The following is a 22789-nucleotide window of genomic DNA, read 5'->3' on the forward strand; positions in this document are numbered from 1 at the left end:
TGCATGCCCTGTTTAACCCTATAGTGGAGAAACATCATGAACGACCTGCCTTTGGCTGCGCCTGCAGGCCACCCTTGTGTGCCAACTTTGAACATCGGGCTCACTGAGTTTATCGAAGAGTTTGGCGACGAACTCCTGGAGTCACTCAACCGCTCCAACCCACCGCTCTACGCCGGCATCGACAATCCGGCTCGGCAGTGGGTGCTGGACGGCCTCAAACGACAGCCCTTCCCTGCCCAGGCTCAAGTGGTCCAGGCAATTGCCGCGCTTTTGCTCGATCAGAATGAGCAGGCTGGCATCATCAATGCCGAGATGGGGACAGGCAAAACAATGATGGCCATCGCTCTCGCTGCAGTCATGCATGGAGCTGGTTATCGCAGGACGATGGTCATCGCGCCTCCGCACCTGGTCTACAAGTGGCGGCGCGAGATCCTCGAAACCATCCCTGACGCTCGCGTCTGGGTGCTCAACGGACCGGATACCCTGGTCAAGCTGCTGAAGCTGCGCGATCAACTGGGTGATACCTACGACGGACGTCAGGAGTTCTTTATTCTCGGCCGCGTGCGAATGCGGATGGGGTTTCACTGGCGTCTTGCCTTTTGGCAGCGACGTGCCGGCGGTGGAAGGAGCCTGGCAGCGTGTCCAGATTGTGGACGTCTGCTCCAGGACCAGGAAGGCAATCTGATCACTGCTGAGGAATTTCAGCGTGAAGAGCGACGTCGACGCTGCGACCACTGTGATGCCGCTTTATGGACGCTGATGCGTCCGGGCAAATCGGATGGCGGCAGCCGCCGTAACACGATCCTAAAGTCGATGTGTCGCATCCCTACAATCGGACCTGTTCGTGCAGAACGGCTTTTATCTGACTTCGGCGAAGACTTTCTCGCCTCGATGCTTCTGGACAATGTCTCTGAGTTCATCAACCTGATGGACGCCAAAGGCAATTTCATCTTCAGCGACCGCCAAGCCAAGCGCATGGAGCGTGCGATGGCCAACATCGAGTTCGGGTTCGGCGAGGGGGGTTACCAACCCACCGAGTTCATCAAGCGCTACCTGCCTGATGGGTGCTTCGACCTACTGGTCGTGGACGAGGGGCATGAGTACAAAAACAGTGGATCGGCACAAGGTCAGGCTATGGGCGTGCTCGCAGCCAAAGCACGAAAGACTGTGCTGCTGACCGGCACTCTCATGGGCGGCTATGCGGACGATCTGTTCTACCTACTGTTCCGGATCCTCACCAGACGTATGATCGAGGACGGCTATCAGCCCAACGTGCGAGGAAGCATGGCGCCGGCGGCGATGTCTTTTATGCGAGATCATGGGGTATTGAAGGATATCTACACCGAGCGTGATGGCAGTTCTCACAAGACTGCCAAAGGCAAGAAACTCTCAGTGCGGACGGTCAAAGCTCCGGGGTTCGGCCCGAAAGGCATTCACCGCTTCGTTCTACCCTTCACTGTGTTCCTGAAACTCAAGGATATCGGCGGCAACGTGCTACCTGGTTACCGGGAGGAGTTCATTGACGTACCGATGTCTCCAGACCAGGAGGCGGCTCACCGTAAGCTTGCCCAGACATTGACCGTCGAGCTTCGGCAGGCGCTGGCCCGAAGAGATACAACGCTGTTAGGGGTGGTGTTGAACGTGCTGTTGGCATGGCCGGACTGCTGCTTTCGACCTGAGGTGGTAAAACATCCTCGATCCAGAGACACGTTGGCTTTCGTGCCGTCGGTCTTCGATGACGACGAGCTCATGCCGAAGGAACAGGCCCTTCTGGACCTATGTCTTGCTGAAAACGCCCGGAACCGCAAGGTTCTGGCCTACTCGGTTTACACGGGTACCAGAGACACCACGAGCCGCATGAAGCGGGTGCTCGAGCAATCGGGGCTGAAGGTGGCAGTGCTGCGTGCATCAGTGGACACCGCCAGGCGCGAGGACTGGATCCTCGACCAGGTTGATCGAGGTGTCGACGTACTGATCACCAACCCGGAGCTCGTAAAAACAGGTCTGGATCTGCTCGACTTTCCGACCATTGCCTTCATGCAGACTGGTTACAACGTCTACACGGTGCAACAGGCGGCAAGGCGCTCATGGAGGATCGGACAGAAGCAGGACGTCCGAGTGATCTTTTTCGGCTACATCGGCAGCTCTCAGATCACCTGCCTGCAGCTGATGGCCAAGAAGATCGCCGTATCGCAGAGCACTTCAGGGGATGTTCCAGAGTCTGGATTGGATTCACTGAACCAGGATGGCGATTCCGTAGAGATGGCACTCGCCAGACAACTCATCAACGCTTGAACATGGCCACCTTCGGGTGGCCTTTTCACACCGCGCTGTGCAAGGTACCGCATCGACGACCTGATGTGCTTTTTGAACGCACTACCTCCTACATTTTTTGGTATATATGTAGATGGATCAACCTTCAGGTGGCTCCAAGTTCATCGTGCGTATGACACATCTATTTGCGTTATAGGCTTTACGAGACGCCTTAGCCGGACTGCCAGCTAATGAATGCGTCAGTCTTTTTTATTAATCAATGACATTTGCACAATATTTTCAAATACACCGTCTTTTTTATAGTCGTCGACAAAAAGCCCATCAAAAGTCATGCCAGCTTTTTCGAGCACTCTTCTCGATGAATAATTTCTTTCAAAGCATTGTGCAAATATCCGGTGAATCGACAGTTCATTAGCCGCAAATTGGATTACGGCTTCCAGAGCTTCAGTGCAATATCCGTTCCCCCAGTACGGCGTAGAAATCCAATATGTCACTGCGCACCTCGAATGTTGATAAGAAATACCTACCAAACTCACTGCGCCAATAACTTTTTCTTCAAAGGTAATAGCCATTACCAACGACCGCCCTGACACTTCCATCTCCTCGTGAGATTCAAACCATTTAATAGCCTCTTCTTTTGGGTAGGGGTAGCTTAAGGCCCCCATACTGGTTGCTATTTTCGGTTCATTGATCGCAGTGTAAAACGATTCAAAATCTTCTGGACGGAACGCTCGAATCTTCAATCTAGGTGTAGTTAGCGTAGGCCGTAATATATTCATTTTTATATCCTTTTGAATTTCTCCACCCACAAGCCACTGTCAATACGTTTTGAAATAGCTAGTGCATAGTAGAATGCCATAAGCAGCATCAAACTGAAATAAACAACTTCAGTAAGCATGTCGCTGAGCGTTAGTGCATAGAAAAAAACGAGCGCCACGGCTCTGAATTTAACAAATCGAAAAGTCAGGTTCTTTTGAAAGCGAGCGTCCCCCCTTAAAATAGCTTTGGAAGTGTAGCTAGTAAAAAAAGCCGTACATACGATAAGCGAAGTTACAACGCTTATATAAATCAACTTAAGACCATCAAAATACTTTGTCAGGCCAAGTTGAACAATTAAGATGACAAGGCCACAAAGAAAAACAATTATAGTAAATATTTTTGCATATATCTTTATCGCTTCTGAAACTTCTAGACAATACGGTTCGCCGATTGCATTTGCTCTCGCCAAAGCTATGCCGCCGGATGTTCCCAAAGCAAGTCCCAGCGAGTTGAAAATATTGGACACGCTACTAACTGCTGCGTTAACAATAAGTATCGTAGGCGTCAAAGAGAGCACCAGAGCTTGAGTAAGGCTCAAGCCATTACTAGCGAGAGAAGCAGAAACATAATCAACTATGTCCGAAAATAAGTCTTTGCTTTTCTCATCACTTCTATTTGCGTCGACCGTTAGGTCATGCCAAACACTTTTCAGATATGTAAGAAAAATAATGGCGTAAGCCAAAGCCATTACGATTCTCCCATAAAGCGATGCAGCAGCCAGGCTGGGTATCTGTGCGTGCAAGATGAATACCTGGTAAAAGGCATATACTAATGTTACCACCGCACCAAAGATAGCAATCATCAAAATCAGTAAATTTTTCTTGAGCGCAAGTGCTAGTAAGTATAGTGGTACAGAAAGTGTAAGGATAGCAGAGTCAGCCCAGTAAATCTTCATGTACTGTGCTGAAACAGCCAAATCAACACTAGCCGATATGGGCTTTATAGTGTATGCGTGACAATACACCAATGCAAGCCATAGAATACCTATAAGTATTAACAAGTAAGGGTAAGCTCGCGCAATTGTTATCAATGCAGCTCTATGGTCTTTTTTAGCGACATGCGAGCTTACTCGGTATCCTACAGGATTAGTGACCGCTAGCACCATCGAGGTGTAAAATAACCCGATGCTTGCAGCATAAGTAAAAATAATTGCTTGGTGTGAAAGTAGTGATATGGATATTGCAAGTAGCACAAATGCTTGAGTGCTAGAAATCAAGTTTGCGAACAGTAACGGCGAGGAGACTTTCATGTGGCTGATAAAATCTAGCCTCTCATTTGCAAATCTTGCTCGAGACAAATAAAAGTTAATCATATTCAAGCCATACACTTACATGAATAGATGGCTCATCGAAGCATTGAGCCTTGTGAATGGTGCCCTTACCCATAAAAAAGTACGAGCCGGCTTCTAAAACATGCTCTTGCTCTTCTGAAAAATTGCCTGCATGCTCCATGGAAAGCACACTTATTTGATGAGCATCTAGCCCCTTACAAGCTACCTCATACAGAGGTCGCCAGAAAGACCATTTTTTCTTGCCTGCGATTTGTATTGCTAGAAGATCATGGTCATCTGCGTGGGCAGTTAATGCACACGACCAAGGGGGTGTGAAGAATGCATTTAGTTGTATTGCACAGTTTGGAAATTCTTTTTCCAGCTCTGTTTTGAATTTAAAGAAAGAAGGGTCGTAATTTTCAATTTTCCTCAAGTAAAGCGTACATCCTTCGGCAAGGTAAAGTCTATCTATCAAGGAAAGCATTTCTTTTTTACAAGGCCTGATATAAACAGACTCTTTACATGTGCTGCCTTTCTTTATAACTAAAAAATCCCTTAAGTCCCAGTCTCGCTGAAGAATCAATTTAAGCCAATCTATGGAAATACATGGAATACTCCATTCGGCTCTATTTATTACTACTATTGGCGTTTCCTTGTCCATCATAGTTATCGACCGATTTGGAAGTCAAAATTCATTTCCAACTGAGGCAAGTGAAGCTGAAAAAAAGAATTTAAATGGCGTGAAAGAGTTTTAAGCTTGCCTGCCTCTGGCTGCATAAATATACTTTGAAACGCTTCTATAACTGCTTGCCCACCTTTGTTTTTATTCGTCTCGAAGGCTGCTGCGTGTTTGTAACCTCGAAACAGACTGAAATCAAGAGCATAATACACATGAATGAAAGCACGGTAAGTAAACAGCAACGTATCTGCCAATGTTGCGTAATCCCCTCGCTCAAGATATATTAAAAATCCGTAATCTCTAATAAATCGACAATTATCTTCGATAACCTTAGATCTGGCTTCTTCGTCAATACTCAAGTTTCTGGTTAGCCCTTTAACGTTCAGATCGTCTTTGCAATAACGCCCTGCTTTCAATGCAGACAAATAGAGCTGACCTCGGGGCGTTAGGTCATTTCGGGATATAAAATCCTCAACGCTATTAGTCAAGGTTTTTAAACAATCCAGCCTTAAATCAATTTTCTCACCTTTAAAATTAACGCTTGATTGAATCCCCTGTGGCGTTTTTAAAATCCTTTCTGCATTTGGAATATCCGCAATGCTAATATCCCCATCATGTATGATGCAGATATCTATATCCGAAAACTTGTCATGTTTATTTAAAGCTATCGACCCACCTACATATATTGAAAAACGCAAACCGTGTAGCGTACGTATTATTTCGTCACAAAAAGCAGTAGCTATTAATTCTGCATTATTCATATTTATCTCCAACGCGTCACCCGGTGGGGTGACGCGCCTGCATATGAAATTATGCAGCTTTCTGTATGCCGTTACCCATCCAGTCGTTGTCACCACGATCAATCATCATGGTTGTAGCGTGCTGGAATAATTCCATCTCTTCCTCTGAAGGGTAGGAGACCGTATCGGCTGTCAAAGTGTCTTCAGGCACGAGTGTCAGTTTTTTTGCATCCATATCAGCGTTCATAGATAATCCCTCTATCGATTGATTGATTGGTTGTTCTTGAAAACACTCATCTGCTATTAAGCCTCTAAGAAAATGAGCGATTCAAGAACTTCAGAATACCTTTTACTGATGTCTGTTTTCTTTACAAAATGTTACAATTTGAATTGCAGTCCATTGTGCTTCTTCCAATCCGTTGTAGGTGATGGTTTTGACTGCCAGACTTGGCGATTAAGTGTGACGGCTCTCCGCGGGACCTTACGAGGTGCTATCAGGGGAAAACTCATCCATTGGAGTCTTCTGAAGATGGCTTTGACGAGTCCGCGATTCATAGCAAACACTCTTCGGCTATACATCAAAACGGTGTCAATGCTCAAAGCCAGACCTGCCCCTCATGAAACCCCATCCGATAGGAAAAGGGTTTCCTAATGCTTCAAATCATGGTTTTTGCGAACGTACCTCACATCTTGAGTGAGGTCCTCCATGAAGCTGCCACTGCGCCCTTCTCTTTCCCGCGCCACCGTACTGCAAATCCTGGCCCTGATCGTCCTGATCGGCATGCTGGTCTACCAGCAGTGGCAGATTCTCCACCTGAAGACAGGTTTTGAATCAGCTGCGAACCTGGAAACCGTCAACGCCATTACCCAACGCATCAATGGCGTGGATGACCGGCTCGATGCTGCCAGCCAGCTGAAGTCCGTGACCATCGATGATTTCAGGGCTGGCCAGCAGGCTCTTTCCAACCGCATCGATGCCGTTCAAGCCCTCCTGAAGCAGGTGCAGGAGGCGGCGAAGGACGCTGCCCAACAGGGTGCCTCAATGCAAGAAGTTGTGGTCATGAACGCTCGGATCGAGGAGCTGCAGGTGAAACTTCAGGACCTGCGTGCGGCTAAACCAGCATCTGTTCAAATCTCGGCAGCCAAGCCAAAGACTCCACCCCCCTCCCGCAAATCAACAGCACAAAGCAAAGTTCCGGAGGCTCCTCCACCGTTTTCGGTAGTGGGTGTGGAGTATCGCGGAGGCGAACGTTTCTTGTCAGTTGCCCCGCCTGGCAGCACTCAACTGAGTCAACTGAACCTGATACGCCCGGGCGACATGGTCGCGGGGAGCAACTGGCAGCTCAACAGCCTGGATGATTCGCGCGCCCTGTTCAGCATCAACGGCTCAACCCGCATTCTGCCCCTGCGCCTTTAGAGGTTCACATGACCGTTTACAACCTGCGAATGTTCACAATGACGGGAGTCATCCTGATCACAGCAGCTGGCATGGCCAACGCTGCAACCAACACCTCCGCACAGTCCACCAGTAGAGAGCACCAGAGCGCTTTGCTGGACAGCCAGTCGCAATCGAGCGACGAGATGCTGGCACGAGACTGGAACCTGAGTCCTCAGGAATGGCAGCGCTATCAAACGCTGATGCAGAGTTCACGAGGTGTGTATTCCCCCGGGCTGGATCCGCTGACTGCATTGGGTATCGAAGCCCGCAATGATGAAGAGCGCCGGCGGTATGCAGAGCTCCAGGTCAAAGCCGAGGCGCAGCGCACGGCAAAAGAATTGGCGTATCAACGCGCATATGACGATGCCTTTAAACGCCTCTATCCCAATCTGATGCCCATCGCCAGTTCGGCGCCCCAAGGGGCGACCGCAAGCCCTGCTAACCAGGGCAATGGCCGATTGGCAGTGTTCGTCAAGGACGATTGCCCGGAGTGCTCAGTTCGGGTTAAGGCCCTTCAAGCTCAGAAGCAGCCGTTTGACGTGTACATGGTGGGTAGCCAGAACGACGATGAGCGAATTCGCAACTGGGCGATTGTCTCGGGGATCGACCCTGCGAATGTCAGAACCCGACAAATCACCCTCAACCATGACGGTGGACGTTGGCTTGGCCTGAGCTTGGGTGGCGAGTTACCGGCCGTTGTGCGAGAGGTGAATGGGCAATGGCTGCGTCAGTGACGTGGGCAGGCCTTGCCCTGCTGTGCTTCGTGTTGACAAGCCATGCAGCCGAGCTTCCCCCGCCGGCTTATCAGTTGGCTGCCCGCGCAGCGAACATTCCGTCGGAAGTGCTCTACTCGGTGGCACTGCAGGAAAGTGGGACCCCACTGCGGGGCCAACTGGTCCCGTGGCCTTGGACGCTGAACGTTGCCGGCGCTAGTTATCGTTTTGCAACCCGTGCCGATGCCTGCACCGCACTTATCATCGCACTCGCGCAGGCGGGTCCCAAGCGGGTCGACGTCGGATTAGGTCAGGTCAACATGGGCTGGAACGGCCAGAGATTTAAATCAAGCAATCCGTGCGACGCGCTCAATCCCTACAAGAACCTCGATGTAGCTGCACAAATGCTCGCCGAACTGCGCGCGCTTGGCGGTGACTGGATCACCGTAGCCGGACGCTATCACCGCCCTGCCGGCGGCGCTCCAGCAGCCAATTACCGCAAGGCCTTTGCCAAACATCTCAGTCGGGTAACCGGCATCCAAATGCTGGTGACCAATCCATGACCCGATCAGTGATCCTCGGCGCAGCGCTCTGCCTGCCATTTGTGATCTGCCAAGCTGCAGAGCTCACCGTGGTTGAAGACAAAGGTGGTGACTCAGCGCTGCCTTACTATCGATCTCTCAATCCCGAGCCGTCCTCTTCTGTCTCAAATGACCTGACCTCGCAACTGGATCCTGTAGCAGCACAGGGTTTGCCGGTACGCACCACTCGAATGACTCCGGGGACAGTTCAGGGCCGAATCATCAACGCGCCAGGCCTGCAGCCTTTGTTCCTGGTCGGGGACGATGAAACTTCACGCCGATGGCTACAAGAACGCGGTGCGGTGCTGAAGCAGATGCAGGCCGTAGGACTGGTGGTCAACGTGGCCACACAAGAACGACTTGCCGTAGTCAGGAGTTGGTTGCCCGACGCGCTGGTGTCCCCCGCATCAGGTGACGAGCTTTCTCAACGACTCGGCCTGAATCACTATCCGGTGTTGATCACCCCAACCGCCATCGAGCAATAGGAGGTCGGGTTATGGCTCACGATTACGCCATTGAATCACTTCTCAGACCCGCTGTAGAGCTGTACACCGTGTACGTGTGCGCTGCAGGTGCATTCCTGTGCGTGTTCGCTCCCTGGGCGTTTGCGCTTACTCCGCTGTTCGGCATCGTGACCTCCGCGGGCTTTCTCGCTTTGGGCTTAGTGCGTCTGAAACAAGCTTGGCAGGTGCTGCGCTATCGTCTAAACATCCGTCGACTGCCTCATTACACGATGACCAGTAAAGAAGTGCCGGTGAGCAATCAACGTCTCTTCATCGGTCTTGGCTTCCGTTGGCAGCAGCGCCATACCCAGCGGCTGATGGACACTTACCTGCCGAAGTACGCCAGCTACGTTGAGGCCACCTCACTGTTCCGCGCAGCGCGTCGCTTTGAGGAGAGAGCTGAGTTCGCTCCATACCCTGTCCGGCTTCTGGCCAGAGCAACATCATGGGACGTGCCCATCAATCCTGTGCGACCTCTGCCACCCGTAGGCGGCTTGCCAAGGCTGCACGGCATCGAGCCATACGAGGAGAACGTCTCTCTCCCGTTGGGCGAGCGAGTAGGCCATTCGATTGTTCTGGGCACCACCCGTGTCGGAAAAACGCGCCTGGCTGAATTGTTCATCACTCAGGACATTCGGCGGAAAAAGCACGGCAAGCACGAGGTCGTCATCGTCTTTGATCCAAAGGGCGATGCAGATTTGCTCAAGCGCATGTATCTCGAAGCCAAACGCGCCGGCCGCCTGAACGAATTTTATGTGTTCCACCTGGGCTGGCCAGATCACTCGGCACGCTACAACGCCGTTGGGCGTTTTGGGCGGATTTCAGAGGTGGCCACCAGGATCGCTGGGCAACTCTCCGGGGAAGGTAACTCAGCAGCATTCCGTGAATTCGCTTGGCGATTCGTGAACATCATCGCAAGAGCCCTCGTCGCGCTGGGCCGTCGACCTGACTACCTGCAGATCCAGCAGCACGTGATCAACATCGAAGGGATCTTCCAGGAGTATGCCTCTAAATACTTTGATGAATATGATCCAAAGGCCTGGGAGGCGATCGTCGCTATTGAAGGCAAGCTCAACGAAAAAAACGTACCGTTCAACATGAAGGGCCGGCCGTTCCGTGTGGTGGCCATCGATCAATACCTGTCTCAGACGCGCGTGGCAGATCCAGTGATGGATGGACTGCGCAGCGCGGTCCGCTACGACAAGACCTATTTCGACAAGATCGTCGCCTCGCTGCTGCCACTGCTTGAGAAGCTGACAACAGGCCGCATGGCGGAACTGATCTCGCCCGACTATCAGGACGTGAACGATCCTCGACCGATCTTTGACTGGATGCAAGTGGTCCGCAAAAAGGCCGTGGTTTATATCGGCCTGGACGCCTTGTCGGACACAGAGGTCGCCGCTGCCGTCGGCAACTCTATGTTCTCCGACCTGGTCTCGGTCGCTGGCCATATCTACAAGTTCGGTGTCGACGACGGACTACCGGACAGCGTCCCTGGCACCAAAGTGCCTATCAACCTCCATGCCGATGAGTTCAACGAGCTGATGGGTGAGGAATTCATTCCGATGATCAACAAGGGTGGCGGTGCCGGCATGCAGGTGACTGCCTACACCCAGACAATGAGCGATATCGAAGCGAAGATCGGCAACAAGGCCAAGGCTGGCCAAGTGATCGGTAACTTCAACAACGTGTTCATGCTGCGCGTCCGCGAAACGTCCACTGCCGAGCTGCTGACAAACCAGTTGCCTAAGGTTCAGGTTTTCACATCCACCCCGGCCAGCTCGGCGAATGACAGTGCAACGGGCAATACCGCGTTCACATCCTCCAGTCATGACCAGGTGCAGCAGGTCAGCGTGCCAATGATTGAGCCAGCGCATGTCGTCGGCCTCCCCAAGGGCCAATGCTTTGCGCTCATGGAAGGCGGCAATCTGTGGAAAATCAGAATGCCTTTGCCTGGCCATGATCCTGATGAAGTAATGCCGGCAGATCTGCAGGCCTTGGCGGAAAGCATGCGTCAGACGTATCAGGTGGGCAAGGTCGACGACACTGGCTGGTGGTCAGCGCCTGGTTATCAGACGCTCAACGAGTCGCTGCCTGCAGATCTGCTCGACGACTTCAAAAAAATCGCTGTTGCACCTGAGGATGTGGCATGACTCTCGGCGGTTTGAGCGATCGGCAAGGGGGCATCTGATATGGCTGACGTTGCCGATCGCGCGAAACAGCAACAAGACCACGAACAGTCGTTCATAGGATCTCTCTTCACCCTGCCATTCCGATTCGCTGCAGTTATGTTCCTCTCTCTGGGGGGAGCCATTATCGTCGAATGGATCTGCATGTACTTCTTCTGGCCGGAGGCCGGTTGGCAGCATGCTCGTGCGATGCTCAATCATGAACTCAGTTGGCTCTCCAAGGGGTTCCTGCAGAGTGTGGTTGTTCAAGAGCCAGGCCGAACAGCGACATGGCTGGTCCAAACCACATATGACTGGCTAGTGGTCAAGACTGGGCTTCAGGACTGGGTTCAACATACCGCTGATTATGCTGCGACAGGACAACGATCACGCGGTGTCGATATGCGCTACATGCTCGGCGTGGGAGTCAGCAAGTTTCAAGATTACGGCCTTGCGGCGCTCTACACGACACTGGTGTTTTGCGTGCGCCTGGTGATCCTGACCCTCGCAATCCCGTTATTTGTGATGACGGCGTTTGTTGGTTTTGTGGACGGACTGGTGCGCAGAGACTTGCGGCGGTTCGGTGCCGGCCGTGAGTCCAGCTACCTGTATCACAAAGCTCGAGCAACGATGGTGCCGCTGGTGATCATCCCCTGGAGCCTCTACCTGGCTCTGCCATTCAGCGTGAGCCCATTGTTGGTGCTCCTGCCATGCGCAGCACTGCTCGGCCTGGCGGTCAGCATTACGGCGTCCAGCTTCAAAAAATACCTTTAGGTGCCCTCCATGCAATGGACAGAAGAACAACTGCCAGCTATTCACTCCTTCGCAAAGAAGCTACTGGTCCAGGCGTTTGCCGGTACCGGGAAGACAACGACACTCGTCGGTTACGCCACACATAACTCGTCGGTCAAAATGCTGTACCTCTGCTACAACAAAGCCGTTGAGATCGCGGCAAAGAACCGTTTTCCACGCAATGTGACCTGCAAAACAGCTCACGGCCTCGCCTACGCTGTCTATGGCAGCCAGTACAAACACAAGCAGGCAGGCAATCTGCGTTTGACCGACGTCGCGAGGACGATCAATACCCAGGATTGGGAGCTGGCCAAAGACATCGTTTCTACCCTCAATGCCTTCATGGCCAGCAAGGATCTGGAGCTGCTTGAAGACCACTTTGTGCGATTCCAGAGCAACCGCACACTGACCTCGGTCCAGCAGCAGTACATGAGTAAAGCGCTCAACCTGACCAGAGACGTTTGGGAGAAGATGGTCGATATCAACGATCGCTCAGTCCCCATGACGCACGATGGCTATCTGAAGCTCTACCAGATGAGCCAACCAGATCTGAGCCAGCGCTTCGGTGCGATCCTGCTCGACGAAGGGCAAGACGTGAACCCGGTCATTGCGAATCTGGTCCAGATCCAAAAAATCACGCAAGTCACCGTCGGTGATCGACATCAGCAGCTCTATCGGTTCAGGGGCGCTGTTGATGCGTTAAACAGCCCCGCAATGAAGGACGCTGAGAAACACTTTCTGACCCAGAGCTTCAGATTTGGGCCGGCAGTTGCCTACGTGGCCAACGTCATCCTGTCCTTCAAGGGTGAAAAGATCCCCCTGCAAGGCCTGGGACAGCCAACATTGGTAAAACGAGCCCTACCGGAGGATCTACCTCACCGAACCTACCTGCACCGCACTGTGAGCGGTGTGATCGAGAACGCGCTGCGCCTGGTCAACCAAAACCACCGCATGCAGTGGATCGGAGGGATCGACAGCTATTCCTTGCGCGATCTGGAGGACCTGTTCTATTTCAGCCGGCACATGAATGACCAGATTCAGCAGCGAAAACTGCTCACTGATTATGCCGATTACGACCAGTATGTCGTGATCGCGAAGGCCACGCAGGATCCTGAGATGCTGCGTTCGATCAAAATCATCGAAAACTACCCAGACCTACCTCACCGAATCGAGCAGCTGCGTGCTGCTTCAGTCACGTCGGAGCTCGATGCAACCGTGACCCTCAGCACCGCGCATAGAGCCAAAGGTTTGGAGTGGGACTTCGTTGGGCTTTATGAGGATTTTTCTGCGGATCCGCTCTCGCCTGACATCGATGCCGGCAAGCGCGACGATGAGCTGAACCTTCTATACGTCGCTGTCACACGGGCCATGAAGATTCTGGCCGTCAACTCGCTGGTCATCGACATCATGCAACGCTTCAAAGACAACCGATCCGTAATCGCGGCCATAGCGTGAGGCTGACCCATGAGCACTTTTGAATACACCCAGACCTTCGTCCCCCTCCCTTACAAAACCGTGACCAGCGGCGTGTTTATGTTCAAGTCGACAGATGAGACAACTCAACCGGATGTTGAGAGGTATCTGAGCAACCCTGAAACTCTGGCCGTATTGAATCGCCATGGCAAAGAAGGATGGGATCTGGTGAGCGTTCAGCAGATCAACCGCGGCCATGAACAGATCGGCAACCAAAACGCGCAGGGCTGGGCGTTTGGCTACGCGATCAGCACCGGTTTTTTGTTCTTCTTCAAACGCTGCACCACACCGTTAACTTCATTGGACAAACCCCCTCAGACCTAAAAAGGGTTTCGTACTGATTCCATCCGGGCCGATGGGCATGCTGTGGACATAGATTCCTACAGCTTCCAAGGCCCGCGACGTGAAAATCAAACTCCCCGCGATCAGATCAACGTCTTCACACGTGCAGATCTGCTTGACCGCAGTCCTCCTGTGCACGCCGATGCTCTCCACGTATGCCCGGGCGGCCGGCACGGCTTCTGAACAGGCCAACGTGGAAGTAATGATTCGCCAGCTCAATGCGCTTGAGGCCGTAGCACAGCGCAGCGCTGACCTACCCAGTGAATCGGCCCAGCGCTATCACCTGGACTACTCCAGATTAGTCAGCGATATCGCACGCATTCGCCAAGGCCTGCAGGATTATCTGACTCCCTCTCGGGCACAGCCCCGCGACCCAGTCGAGATATCAGGCCAATACAACGTCAGCGGTGATCACACGCGATGACGATGTCCTCCACCCAGATCAGTGCCTTTCAGGCCGCTGCCGGCTTTTCACCGGCCAACAGCAACACGCTGTGGACCGGGCTTGCTATGGGCATCCTGATTCTGTGGGGCGTCTGGGTGTTTACAAGCATTTATCGCGGTTGGGCGACAAGAAATCTTGCAGCTCCAGCGGCTGCAGTAGCAGCTACTCGCTGGGCGGTGCTGTTCATGATTATGACTTTCATGCTGTTGAGTTGATTTTTCCAAGGAGACAAAGATGACGCTGTATCGATTACTTTCCCAGGCATTTGCCCTTTTTCAGTCCCGCCGCTCGATCGTCCTGATGGCGGTAACCCCAGGTAGTGCTTTTGCAGCGCTACCAGGCGCACAGGCTCCGACGCGCGGCACGGGGACCAGCTTCATACAGACGATTCAAAACTACGCGTTTGATGGCTTCACACTACTGGGGTTGTGTCTCTGCGCTTACGGCATCGTGATGGTCGGACGCCATGCGCTTGGCGTCTTCCACGAAATCCATATGGGCAAAGCCAAATGGGCTGACTTGGGCAGCACTGCCATAGTCGGTGTGTGCTTGATTGGCGTCACGATCTACCTGGTCACTACAGCTTCCAACATCCTTTGAGTCGCAGAGGCTTCCATGACTGAGCTCCAGCAAGATCAGCATGAAGACGGCACCCTGCGTTTTCTGCCAAGTCGATTGAACAATCAGCCAGTGGTGATTGGCGGTCTTACGGCGGACGAGATGTGGGTCACTGTATTTGGCTGTGGTGGGTTTGGCTTTGTGATTGGTCTGCCGCTGGCCTTCATGGTGACTCCATCCATGCCGGTGGTATGCGCCCTCATAGGAGGAGTATTGGGAATGCTCATCGCATCTAGGGTCTTGCGACGCCTTAAACGCGGTAGACCAGAGACATGGGTCTACCGCAGGTTGCAGCTACAAACGGCGATGCTCGGCCCGACCTCATTCAACAAAGCCAACCTGGTCCTTCGATCAGGCAACTGGACTTGCCGCCGGAGCGAGCACCGATGAGCCGTTTCTTGAAGTTGGCCGACTCACAACGCGCCCACATCACAAGCTTGAGAATAGCCATTGTATTGCTCGCGCTTATTAATGCCGGGCTCGGTGTCGGCTGGTGGAGCGCCCCCAAGCAATTGACCGTTCACGTTCCGCCAGATCTGAGGTCTGGAAGCACGCGAATGTGGTGGGATGTCCCTCCCCAATCGGTATACACATTCGGCCTGTACATCTTTCAGCAAATGAACCGGTGGCCGGTCGACGGCGAGCAGGACTACCAAGCCAATATCACCCGTCTGGATGCTTACATCACGCCATCTTGCAAGCATTACCTGCAGAGTGATTTTGAACTGCGCAGGTCCAGCGGTGAGCTACGCAAGCGCGTCCGGGGCGTGTACGAAATTCCAGGCCGAGGCTATGGAGATTCGCCAGAGATTAGGACGGTGACCAACTCTATCGACGATTGGACCGTGACGCTGGATATCACAGCAGACGAGTATTACGGCGGGCAGTTGGTCAAGCGTGCCCTCGCGAGATATCCGCTCCACGTTGTACGTATGGACGTCGACCCCGAAACCAATCCCTTCGGTTTGGCCTGGGACTGCTACAACGGCGCACCACAACGCATCGAGGGCAACGTTGAAGCTCCTGCAACTCCGTCAAAAGGAGTCTTCAAATGAGTGTTTTGCGAGTAATCACATGCTCGACATTACTGGCGGTGTTGGCTGGCAACGCCCAAGTCGCCTCAGCGGTCGAGATTCTGCGCTGGGAGCGGTTGCCGCTGGCCATTCCTCTGCGCATCAATCAGGAACGCATCGTCTTCGTTGATCAGAATGTTCGTGTTGGACTCCCGCGTTCGCTGACTGAAAAGCTGCGGGTGCAGAGTACGGGGGGCGCGATCTACCTATATGCGAAGGAAGCGATAGAGCCAACTCGACTTCAGCTGCAAAACGCCAAGACCGGTGAGATCATTCTAGTCGACATCGCTGCTACAGAGGCATCTACGGATCAAACGCCGCTCGAGCCGGTGAAGATAGTCGAAGGTGAAACATCATCAGCACGCTATGGAGGGGCTGCTACAGCACGCTCAGCCAACGCCACTACGAAGAACACGGACTCAACCAGCCGTTCAAGCGATGAAGACGATGAACCAGAGGAAGTGGTCAAGCGAGAAACGCCCGTCCCAGTCGTCCTCACCCGCTATGCAGCCCAGATGCTCTATGCGCCGTTGCGCACCGTTGAGCCTGTAGACGGCATCGCCCAGGTGAAGGTTGAGCGCAGCCTTGATCTGGCGACCTTGCTTCCCACTCTACCTGTGAAGTCCACACCCTTAGGCGCATGGCGTCTGGATGATTTTTGGGTGACTGCCGTGAAGCTGCAGAATCAGACGGCGCAGCGGATCACGCTTGATCCTCGAGAGCTCATGGGTGAATTCGTCACTGCAGCGTTCCAACATCCTTATCTTGGATCACGCGGCGATGCCAGTGACACCACGACCTTGTACCTGGTCACGCGGGGACACGGGCTGACACAGGCGGCCGTATTCTCGGCGACCCAAACAGATCCGCGTGCAGCGCAAGGAGCGAAGCATGAAAGGTAATCCGCTGCTCAAGTACCTGGTGATTCCATTCCTCCTGCTTGTGATTTTCGTCGGCATCAAATCACTGGGAAGTGCCCCCGCACCAAGTACCGAAACCCCTGCTCCAAAACTGACGGCTGAGCAAGCCAAAGCCCTGGGTGTGGAAGGCGACACGCCGAGCGACACGCTGCGCACGGTCGTCGCTGAAGGACGCGAGCTCAAGCAACAGATCACCGACGTCATCGCACAGAACACTGCGGTCAAACAGGATAACGAGACACTCAAACAACGACTGGCAAACATTGATCAGACCGTCGACCAGCGCCTTAAAAACGCCCAGGAGCAGTTCAAGCTGGATAGTCAGCAGCAACAGCAGAGCGTGTTGGAGGGCTTGCGCAAACAGATGGATGAACTGACCCGAATGGGACAAAACAGTAATTCCAATTCGGACCTACCGATTGGTTTGGGTGTTCAGCCTGGTGATGGCCAACAGTTCAAATCGGAAACAAGCGGTTCAGACATCGTGTGGATTGATCCACAGGACGCGACGGCCCTGGACAGTAACGGTAAACCGATCACTGCCGGCAATAGCGTCCCAGCCAGCGCCTACAGCTTTCCTACAGCCTTCGGCGAGTCCGTAGACCGAGGACAGAAAGCGCTCACGACAGGTGCTCAGTCTGTCCGCGATGACATGGGTGGCCAGCAACAGGAGCGTAAGAAGGTAAGACGTGCCTACACCCTCCCTCAAAACTCGACGTTGATGGGCTCGGTGGCCATGTCCGCATTGATCGGCCGGGTTCCTGTTGATGGGACGGTTAATGACCCCTACCCGTTCAAGGTTCTGATCGGTCCGGACAACCTGACTGCCAATGGCATCGACCTTCCTGACGTAGCCGGTGCGGTGGCCAGCGGTACAGCGTCCGGCGACTGGACCCTCTCATGCGTGCGGGGGCAGATCAAAAGTCTGACCTTCGTGTTTACCGACGGCACTGTCCGCACGTTGCCGGCACCGGTTCAGGGTGGCAATCAACAGAACAACAACCAGAACAACTCTGGAGACCAACAACCCATCCAGGGTGGTCTTGGCTGGATCAGTGATCCATATGGCATTCCCTGTATTGCGGGCGAGCGACGCAGCAATGCGCAGCAGTACATCGGTTCACAAGCCCTCATCACCGCAGCAGGCGCTGGAGCAGCATCGTTGATCAAGACCGAGGGAAGCACCTCCTCATACGTCTCGAACGCATCTGGGACGCTGGGTAGCACCGGTTTGTCTGGTAACGAGGCGATGGGGAAGATCCTGACCCAAGGAGTCACGGACGTTTCGAGCTGGGTTAACAAACTCTACGGACAAGCGTTCGCGGCCATTTATGTCCTGCCTGGTGCGCAAGTCTCACTGCACATCGATCAAGAGCTGGAAATTGACTACGAACTCAAAGGCCGCAAGGTCAAGTACGCCTCAGGAGCGAACCATGCCAATGCCAACCTGGATTGATCACTTGGGCTCAGCGCGCAGCGCGCTGTTGTATTGCGTTCTCACGGCGGGATTGCTGGCTGGATGCTCGACAAACAAAGAGCAAATGCTGCCGCATGGTCAAAACACCATGATGGACGTCTGGAATCAAGGCACGACCGGTTCGGCCGGCAGCGCTAGTGGCCGGCAGCTGCTCGATGCGCGTTCGGAGTTGCGCCGTCCAATCGATGTACGCGCAACCCAGCCCTTGCAGGACAGCGCGGCCTACACCCGTACCGCTCAAAACGAGATCTACAGCCAGTTCAAACGACTGCCCAATCCGGATCTTGTCATGTATGTGTTTCCGCACCTTGCGGGCTCCGATCCAGCACCAGTCCCTGGCTACACCACTGTGTTCCCTCTCTATCAGCGTGTGCAGTACGCCATGCCTGGCGAGCGGGTCGAGGACTACTGATGACTCTTTTTCAACGGCTCAAAAGCCGCGCGTCCCTCAATTCAGCTACGCAGACGGATATAGCGGGCGACCCTCTGCTGAGCGAGCCTCCAGCGGTCGAACTTGAACAGCCTGAGGATGATCTGGTTGGGGATTTGAAAGCTTCAGATCAAAACGATGTGGATGCTGCCCTTGAACGTTACCTGAAGCGACTGGAGGATCAGGGCATACCCGCGCCGGGCGATTGGAGAAACCCGAAGCAGAAGCCTGCCACAGTTGGCGACGTCGCCGCGCTGTACGACGTCAAGCCGAGCTTTGTCGACCTCCTTCCATGGATTGAGTACCTGCCAGCTGAGCAAGCGATGCTGCTTGAGGATGGCAAATCCTTGGCAGCATTCTTCGAACTGACTCCGATCGGCACTGAAGGCCGTGATCCCGAATGGCTTCGCAAGGTGCGCGATGCCCTGGAGAACGCGCTGCAAAACAGTTTTGACGAGCTCGATACTTCACCTTGGGTTGTGCAGTTCTACGCGAAGGACGAAACCAGCTGGGATGACTACCTTCGTAACCTGCGTGAATACATCCGACCACAGGCTAAAGGCAGCCCGTTCTCGGAGCTGTATCTGGATCTTTTCAAGCATCACCTCGATGCAATCGCCAAACCTGGTGGTCTTTTTGAAGACACCACAGTTTCAAAATTGCCTTGGCGTGGCCAGCAGCGCCGAGTGCGGGTAGTCGTATATCGCCGGGTAGTCGGTGATGCAGCGTTCCGTGGCCAAACCCCTGCCATGCACCTGGACAACATTTGTCAGCGTTTCACAGGAGGTCTGGCCAACGCCGGCATTGAAAGCAAACGGATGGACGGTTACGACATCCGACATTGGCTCCTGCAGTGGTTCAACCCTCACCCTGATCACCTGGGCACGACGCTCAAAGACTTTGATCGCTTCTTTCAACTGGTGAACAAACGCACAGAGGATGCAGGCGAGGATCTCCCACTGGTCACTGGCGACGACTTCGCCCAGGGACTCTTTTATCGAGAGCCAAAATCCGACAGTCAAAAAGGCTTGTGGTACTTCGATGGCCAGCCTCACAGAGTCATCATGCTGGATCGGCTGCGCGAAGCCCCGAAGACCGGCCACCTGACTGGCGAAACACGTAAAGGCGGTGATGCCTTGCATGCCCTGTTCGACAAGTTGCCTGAGGACACTGTGTTGGCCATCACCCTGGTCATCACACCTCAAGACGTGCTGGAGGCTCATCTTGAAAAGCTGGCACGCAAGTCGGTGGGTGACAACCAGGCTTCACTACTGACCCGCGAAGCGGTAAACGATGCCAGGAAACTGATCGGTCGTGAGCACAAGCTGTACCGAGGCAGCATCGCCTTTTACCTCAAGGGAAATGACGAAGCACAGCTCACCGCGCGCAGCATGCAGTTGACCAACGCATTGCTGGGTGCCGGTATGGAACCCGTAGCATCTGACGACGAGGTGGCCCCGCTCAACAGCTACCTGCGTTGGCTTCCCGGGAATTTCGACGTCAATCAAAAGCGAGCCATGGACTGGTACGTGCAGATGATGCTCGCCCAGCATGTTGCAAACCTGTGCCCGGTGTGGGGTCGCTCCAGTGGTACTGGGCATCCTGGCATCACGCTATTCAACCGTGGTGGGGCTCCACTGACATTTGATCCATTCAACAAGCTGGATCGTCAGATGAATGCCCACATGTTTCTGTTCGGCCCCACAGGTGCAGGTAAGTCCGCCACGTTGAATAACCTGCTCAACCAGCTCATTGCGGTTTACGCACCGCGCCTGTTCATCGTCGAGGCGGGTAACAGTTTCGGTCTACTCGGGGATTTCGCGAAAAAGCTTGGGCTGACAGTCAACAGGATCAAGCTGGCCCCGAACTCAGGCGTTAGCCTGGCTCCGTTCGCCGACGCTATTCGCTTGGTAAACACACCGAGCCAGGTCAAGACCTTGGACGCTGATGACTTAGAGAGCTCTGACGAGGACATGAATGCCAAGCCCGATGAAGACGATGATGAACGGGATGTCCTCGGCGAGATGGAAATCGTAGCCCGTTTGATGATCACCGGCGGTGAGGAAAAAGAGGAAGCTCGGCTGACCCGGGCTGACCGCAGCGTAATCCGACAGTGCATCCTTGCAGCGGCCAGAATTTGCTCCGACGCCGATCGCACCGTCCTGACGGAAGATGTCCGTAATGCGTTGCGCGCGGCCGGGGAAGACACCTCCATCCCGGAGGGCAGACGCAATCGGATGCTTGAAATGGCCGAAGCCATGGACATGTTTTGCATGGGCGCCGACGGGGAGATGTTCAACCGTACCGGTACGCCTTGGCCTGAGGCAGATCTGACCATCGTCGACTTGGCCACCTACGCACGTGAGGGCTACAACGCCCAGTTGTCGATCGCTTACATCTCGCTGATCAACACCGTGAACAACATAGCGGAGCGTGATCAGTACAAGGGCCGTCCTCTGGTCAACGTGACAGACGAAGGCCACATCATTACCAAAAACCCCCTCCTCGCCCCTTACATTATGAAGATCACCAAAATGTGGCGAAAGCTCGGGGCCTGGTTCTGGCTGGCAACACAGAACATGGATGACTTTCCTCCCTCGACTGCACCAATGCTCAACATGATCGAGTGGTGGATCTGCTTGAACATGCCGCCTGACGAAGTGGAAAAGATCTCCCGTTTCCGTGAGCTCACACCTGCACAGAAGGGCTTGATGCTGTCAGCACGCAAAGAGAGCGGTAAATACACCGAAGGCGTGGTTCTTTCGAAATCGATGGAAGTCCTGTTTCGCGCTGTTCCGCCGAGCCTGTACCTGGCATTGGCCATGACCGAGCCGGAAGAGAAAAAACAACGTTACGACCTGATGCAGTCCATGGGTGTCGACGAGTTGGGAGCTGCCTTGGAAGTAGCTGCAGATCTCGACCGGAAACGAGGTATTGAACCCCTGAACATTACATTCCCACCCCCCCCTGCATTGGAGAACCTGGCATGAGAGCCATGGATGCCCTGACTCAGAACCTGATCGACAGTCTGACTCAAATTCTTACGAACCCGCAGGAAGAATCCCTGATTGCATTGAAGATCTGCGCGCCGGTACTGATTGAGCACTTGCAAGTCGTGAAACATGTAGCGGTTGATCGTCGAGAGATCCAAACCCAACTGCACAAAGCACTGGATCAGTGGCTTGAGCATCACCCTCAGCCTGAAAGCGCTCAGAAAGCTCTTCTGACGCTGCTGGATCAGGAGCTGCTGGCAAAACAGATTTTCGACAAAGAGGCCTCCGCATGAAGCGACCGACGCGCCGGCAAATCCTCTACTGCATCGGTGCGGTCGCCTTGGCTATCTCAGCTTTTCTGCTGACCGAGCTGCAGAATAAGCCTGGCGTCACAGGTGGCCCCGTGGCGCCGGCAGCCGATCAGAAGAGACATAGTGGCGGATGGGTATACGGGAGCCGTGGCGCCCGTTTCACCATCGTCGAATATGCAGATCTGGAATGCCCCTACTGCAAGGATTACTTCCCACATCTCAAAGCCTGGGTTGATCAGCATCCAGACGTGAATCTTCAGTGGCACCATCTGCCCCTACCTATGCATGAGCCTGCAGCGGGCTATGAGGCCCGGTGGGCTGAGTGCGCGGGGATTGAGAGAGGCAATGACGCTTTTTGGCTCGCAGTCGAGCTCATTTATCAGCGTACTCGGTCGAACGGTGCTGGAACTGCTGGCAATCCGCAGATCCCTGGGCTCGAAGATCGACAGCACTTCATCGATACCTGTGCTGCGAGCAACCCGTCCGTGCAACAGGCAGTCATTAGCCAGGCTCACAAGGCAAGCCAGGACGGCATCACGGCCACACCTACGCTAGTCATCAAGGACAAACAATCTGGCCGCTCGATCAAGCTGCAGGGAGCACCTGACGGTGACGTGCTTCTTTCCGCAATGGACTGGCTGGCCACCACGAGATCAAGCGGCGTCACTGAGTGAGCGCTTATAATCCGATTCTCGGGCAGTTTAAGTGGCTAGGAGGGTAGGAGGTAACC

Annotated in this window: 25 protein-coding genes; 20 read left to right on the forward strand and 5 right to left on the reverse strand. The window is 53.8% G+C overall.

The window, feature by feature from the left end:
• Nucleotides 1–36: 36 nt before the first annotated feature.
• Nucleotides 37–2295: a DEAD/DEAH box helicase gene (locus JOE29_RS17330; protein WP_058444020.1), complete on the forward strand. Its 2259-nt coding sequence runs from the start codon at nt 37–39 to the stop codon at nt 2293–2295.
• A gap of 218 nt (nt 2296–2513) precedes the next feature.
• On the opposite strand, the gene JOE29_RS17335 is transcribed toward JOE29_RS17330, so the two are convergent.
• From JOE29_RS17335 to JOE29_RS17355, 5 genes are read right to left on the reverse strand one after another with little or no spacing between them, the layout of a single operon-like run.
• Nucleotides 2514–3053 (reverse strand): GNAT family N-acetyltransferase, encoded by a 540-nt coding sequence (locus tag JOE29_RS17335; RefSeq protein ID WP_044311785.1) that lies wholly within the window; start codon nt 3051–3053, stop codon nt 2514–2516.
• Between the two features lie 2 nt (nt 3054–3055).
• Nucleotides 3056–4411 carry a hypothetical protein gene (locus tag JOE29_RS17340; RefSeq protein ID WP_161937020.1) on the reverse strand — a complete coding sequence of 452 codons (1356 nt, stop codon included), beginning with the start codon at nt 4409–4411 and terminating at the stop codon, nt 3056–3058.
• Nucleotides 4398–5027, reverse strand: coding sequence for a cupin domain-containing protein (locus JOE29_RS17345; RefSeq protein ID WP_210079722.1), 630 nt, complete (start codon nt 5025–5027; stop codon nt 4398–4400). The genes JOE29_RS17340 and JOE29_RS17345 overlap by 14 nt, the downstream gene beginning before the upstream one ends.
• A 2-nt stretch (nt 5028–5029) precedes the next feature.
• Entirely contained in the window at nt 5030–5803 is a 774-nt protein-coding gene (locus JOE29_RS17350; protein ID WP_058444015.1) for a nucleotidyltransferase domain-containing protein, read from the reverse strand.
• Between the two features lie 49 nt (nt 5804–5852).
• Entirely contained in the window at nt 5853–6029 is a 177-nt protein-coding gene (locus JOE29_RS17355) for a hypothetical protein (protein WP_154292353.1), read from the reverse strand.
• A gap of 459 nt (nt 6030–6488) precedes the next feature.
• On the opposite strand from JOE29_RS17355, the gene JOE29_RS17360 reads away from it, so the two are divergent.
• The 19 genes from JOE29_RS17360 (at nt 6489) to JOE29_RS17450 (ending at nt 22733) form a co-directional block, all read left to right on the forward strand.
• Nucleotides 6489–7199 (forward strand): hypothetical protein, encoded by a 711-nt coding sequence (locus tag JOE29_RS17360; protein WP_044311788.1) that lies wholly within the window; start codon nt 6489–6491, stop codon nt 7197–7199.
• An 8-nt stretch (nt 7200–7207) separates the two neighbouring features.
• A complete protein-coding gene (locus JOE29_RS17365) occupies nt 7208–7954 on the forward strand; it encodes a TIGR03759 family integrating conjugative element protein (RefSeq protein ID WP_011267030.1) in 747 nt (248 codons plus the stop codon).
• Nucleotides 7939–8496, forward strand: a complete 558-nt coding sequence (locus tag JOE29_RS17370) for a transglycosylase SLT domain-containing protein (RefSeq protein WP_011267029.1) — start codon at nt 7939–7941, stop codon at nt 8494–8496. The genes JOE29_RS17365 and JOE29_RS17370 overlap by 16 nt, the downstream gene beginning before the upstream one ends.
• Complete coding sequence (locus JOE29_RS17375; RefSeq protein WP_058444013.1) at nt 8493–8999, forward strand: integrating conjugative element protein; 507 nt, start codon at nt 8493–8495, stop codon at nt 8997–8999. Before JOE29_RS17370 ends, JOE29_RS17375 begins: the two co-directional genes overlap by 4 nt.
• Nucleotides 9000–9010: 11 nt before the next feature.
• Entirely contained in the window at nt 9011–11170 is a 2160-nt protein-coding gene (gene traD / locus JOE29_RS17380; protein ID WP_058444011.1) for a type IV conjugative transfer system coupling protein TraD, read from the forward strand.
• Between the two features lie 39 nt (nt 11171–11209).
• On the forward strand, nt 11210–11959 hold the full coding sequence (locus tag JOE29_RS17385; protein ID WP_058444009.1) for a TIGR03747 family integrating conjugative element membrane protein: 750 nt from the start codon (nt 11210–11212) through the stop codon (nt 11957–11959).
• Between the two features lie 9 nt (nt 11960–11968).
• Nucleotides 11969–13432, forward strand: a complete 1464-nt coding sequence (locus tag JOE29_RS17390; RefSeq protein ID WP_058444007.1) for a UvrD-helicase domain-containing protein — start codon at nt 11969–11971, stop codon at nt 13430–13432.
• A 9-nt stretch (nt 13433–13441) separates the two neighbouring features.
• On the forward strand, nt 13442–13774 hold the full coding sequence (locus JOE29_RS17395; RefSeq protein WP_058444005.1) for a DUF4177 domain-containing protein: 333 nt from the start codon (nt 13442–13444) through the stop codon (nt 13772–13774).
• 79 nt (nt 13775–13853) lie between these two features.
• Nucleotides 13854–14216: an RAQPRD family integrative conjugative element protein gene (locus JOE29_RS17400; protein ID WP_080397498.1), complete on the forward strand. Its 363-nt coding sequence runs from the start codon at nt 13854–13856 to the stop codon at nt 14214–14216.
• Complete coding sequence (locus JOE29_RS17405; RefSeq protein WP_005783177.1) at nt 14213–14452, forward strand: TIGR03758 family integrating conjugative element protein; 240 nt, start codon at nt 14213–14215, stop codon at nt 14450–14452. Before JOE29_RS17400 ends, JOE29_RS17405 begins: the two co-directional genes overlap by 4 nt.
• Nucleotides 14453–14471: 19 nt before the next feature.
• Nucleotides 14472–14837 carry a TIGR03745 family integrating conjugative element membrane protein gene (locus tag JOE29_RS17410; RefSeq protein ID WP_058444003.1) on the forward strand — a complete coding sequence of 122 codons (366 nt, stop codon included), beginning with the start codon at nt 14472–14474 and terminating at the stop codon, nt 14835–14837.
• Between the two features lie 15 nt (nt 14838–14852).
• The gene (locus JOE29_RS17415; protein WP_058444001.1) at nt 14853–15245 is read left to right on the forward strand and encodes a TIGR03750 family conjugal transfer protein; all 393 of its coding nucleotides are present in this window, start codon (nt 14853–14855) and stop codon (nt 15243–15245) included.
• Nucleotides 15242–15910 (forward strand): PFL_4703 family integrating conjugative element protein, encoded by a 669-nt coding sequence (locus tag JOE29_RS17420; protein ID WP_054994239.1) that lies wholly within the window; start codon nt 15242–15244, stop codon nt 15908–15910. The genes JOE29_RS17415 and JOE29_RS17420 overlap by 4 nt, the downstream gene beginning before the upstream one ends.
• Complete coding sequence (locus JOE29_RS17425; protein WP_058443999.1) at nt 15907–16830, forward strand: TIGR03749 family integrating conjugative element protein; 924 nt, start codon at nt 15907–15909, stop codon at nt 16828–16830. The genes JOE29_RS17420 and JOE29_RS17425 overlap by 4 nt, the downstream gene beginning before the upstream one ends.
• Complete coding sequence (locus tag JOE29_RS17430) at nt 16820–18304, forward strand: TIGR03752 family integrating conjugative element protein (protein ID WP_011267022.1); 1485 nt, start codon at nt 16820–16822, stop codon at nt 18302–18304. Before JOE29_RS17425 ends, JOE29_RS17430 begins: the two co-directional genes overlap by 11 nt.
• Nucleotides 18282–18737: a TIGR03751 family conjugal transfer lipoprotein gene (locus JOE29_RS17435; protein WP_074321243.1), complete on the forward strand. Its 456-nt coding sequence runs from the start codon at nt 18282–18284 to the stop codon at nt 18735–18737. The genes JOE29_RS17430 and JOE29_RS17435 overlap by 23 nt, the downstream gene beginning before the upstream one ends.
• Nucleotides 18737–21745, forward strand: coding sequence for a conjugative transfer ATPase (locus tag JOE29_RS17440; RefSeq protein WP_210078035.1), 3009 nt, complete (start codon nt 18737–18739; stop codon nt 21743–21745). Before JOE29_RS17435 ends, JOE29_RS17440 begins: the two co-directional genes overlap by 1 nt.
• Complete coding sequence (locus JOE29_RS17445) at nt 21742–22041, forward strand: hypothetical protein (RefSeq protein WP_058443991.1); 300 nt, start codon at nt 21742–21744, stop codon at nt 22039–22041. Before JOE29_RS17440 ends, JOE29_RS17445 begins: the two co-directional genes overlap by 4 nt.
• On the forward strand, nt 22038–22733 hold the full coding sequence (locus JOE29_RS17450; RefSeq protein ID WP_058443990.1) for a thioredoxin domain-containing protein: 696 nt from the start codon (nt 22038–22040) through the stop codon (nt 22731–22733). Before JOE29_RS17445 ends, JOE29_RS17450 begins: the two co-directional genes overlap by 4 nt.
• Nucleotides 22734–22789 lie beyond the last annotated feature (56 nt).

Origin of the sequence: Pseudomonas sp. PvP009 (genome assembly GCF_017832995.1) — a bacterium.
GTDB classification, from domain to species: Bacteria; Pseudomonadota; Gammaproteobacteria; order Pseudomonadales; family Pseudomonadaceae; genus Aquipseudomonas; species Aquipseudomonas syringae.

What these genes read in the sequence shown, in the direction of transcription:
- JOE29_RS17330 (WP_058444020.1), top strand. Translation starts at nt 37, where the DNA reads ATGAACGACCTGCCTTTGGCTGCGCCTGCAGGCCACCCTTGTGTGCCA.
- JOE29_RS17335 (WP_044311785.1), bottom strand. Translation starts at nt 3,053, where the DNA reads ATGAATATATTACGGCCTACGCTAACTACACCTAGATTGAAGATTCGA.
- JOE29_RS17345 (WP_210079722.1), bottom strand. Translation starts at nt 5,027, where the DNA reads ATGATGGACAAGGAAACGCCAATAGTAGTAATAAATAGAGCCGAATGG.
- JOE29_RS17350 (WP_058444015.1), bottom strand. Translation starts at nt 5,803, where the DNA reads ATGAATAATGCAGAATTAATAGCTACTGCTTTTTGTGACGAAATAATA.
- JOE29_RS17355 (WP_154292353.1), bottom strand. Translation starts at nt 6,029, where the DNA reads ATGAACGCTGATATGGATGCAAAAAAACTGACACTCGTGCCTGAAGAC.
- JOE29_RS17360 (WP_044311788.1), top strand. Translation starts at nt 6,489, where the DNA reads ATGAAGCTGCCACTGCGCCCTTCTCTTTCCCGCGCCACCGTACTGCAA.
- JOE29_RS17365 (WP_011267030.1), top strand. Translation starts at nt 7,208, where the DNA reads ATGACCGTTTACAACCTGCGAATGTTCACAATGACGGGAGTCATCCTG.
- JOE29_RS17370 (WP_011267029.1), top strand. Translation starts at nt 7,939, where the DNA reads ATGGCTGCGTCAGTGACGTGGGCAGGCCTTGCCCTGCTGTGCTTCGTG.
- JOE29_RS17375 (WP_058444013.1), top strand. Translation starts at nt 8,493, where the DNA reads ATGACCCGATCAGTGATCCTCGGCGCAGCGCTCTGCCTGCCATTTGTG.
- traD (WP_058444011.1), top strand. Translation starts at nt 9,011, where the DNA reads ATGGCTCACGATTACGCCATTGAATCACTTCTCAGACCCGCTGTAGAG.
- JOE29_RS17385 (WP_058444009.1), top strand. Translation starts at nt 11,210, where the DNA reads ATGGCTGACGTTGCCGATCGCGCGAAACAGCAACAAGACCACGAACAG.
- JOE29_RS17390 (WP_058444007.1), top strand. Translation starts at nt 11,969, where the DNA reads ATGCAATGGACAGAAGAACAACTGCCAGCTATTCACTCCTTCGCAAAG.
- JOE29_RS17395 (WP_058444005.1), top strand. Translation starts at nt 13,442, where the DNA reads ATGAGCACTTTTGAATACACCCAGACCTTCGTCCCCCTCCCTTACAAA.
- JOE29_RS17405 (WP_005783177.1), top strand. Translation starts at nt 14,213, where the DNA reads ATGACGATGTCCTCCACCCAGATCAGTGCCTTTCAGGCCGCTGCCGGC.
- JOE29_RS17410 (WP_058444003.1), top strand. Translation starts at nt 14,472, where the DNA reads ATGACGCTGTATCGATTACTTTCCCAGGCATTTGCCCTTTTTCAGTCC.
- JOE29_RS17415 (WP_058444001.1), top strand. Translation starts at nt 14,853, where the DNA reads ATGACTGAGCTCCAGCAAGATCAGCATGAAGACGGCACCCTGCGTTTT.
- JOE29_RS17420 (WP_054994239.1), top strand. Translation starts at nt 15,242, where the DNA reads ATGAGCCGTTTCTTGAAGTTGGCCGACTCACAACGCGCCCACATCACA.
- JOE29_RS17425 (WP_058443999.1), top strand. Translation starts at nt 15,907, where the DNA reads ATGAGTGTTTTGCGAGTAATCACATGCTCGACATTACTGGCGGTGTTG.
- JOE29_RS17430 (WP_011267022.1), top strand. Translation starts at nt 16,820, where the DNA reads ATGAAAGGTAATCCGCTGCTCAAGTACCTGGTGATTCCATTCCTCCTG.
- JOE29_RS17435 (WP_074321243.1), top strand. Translation starts at nt 18,282, where the DNA reads ATGCCAATGCCAACCTGGATTGATCACTTGGGCTCAGCGCGCAGCGCG.
- JOE29_RS17440 (WP_210078035.1), top strand. Translation starts at nt 18,737, where the DNA reads ATGACTCTTTTTCAACGGCTCAAAAGCCGCGCGTCCCTCAATTCAGCT.
- JOE29_RS17445 (WP_058443991.1), top strand. Translation starts at nt 21,742, where the DNA reads ATGAGAGCCATGGATGCCCTGACTCAGAACCTGATCGACAGTCTGACT.
- JOE29_RS17450 (WP_058443990.1), top strand. Translation starts at nt 22,038, where the DNA reads ATGAAGCGACCGACGCGCCGGCAAATCCTCTACTGCATCGGTGCGGTC.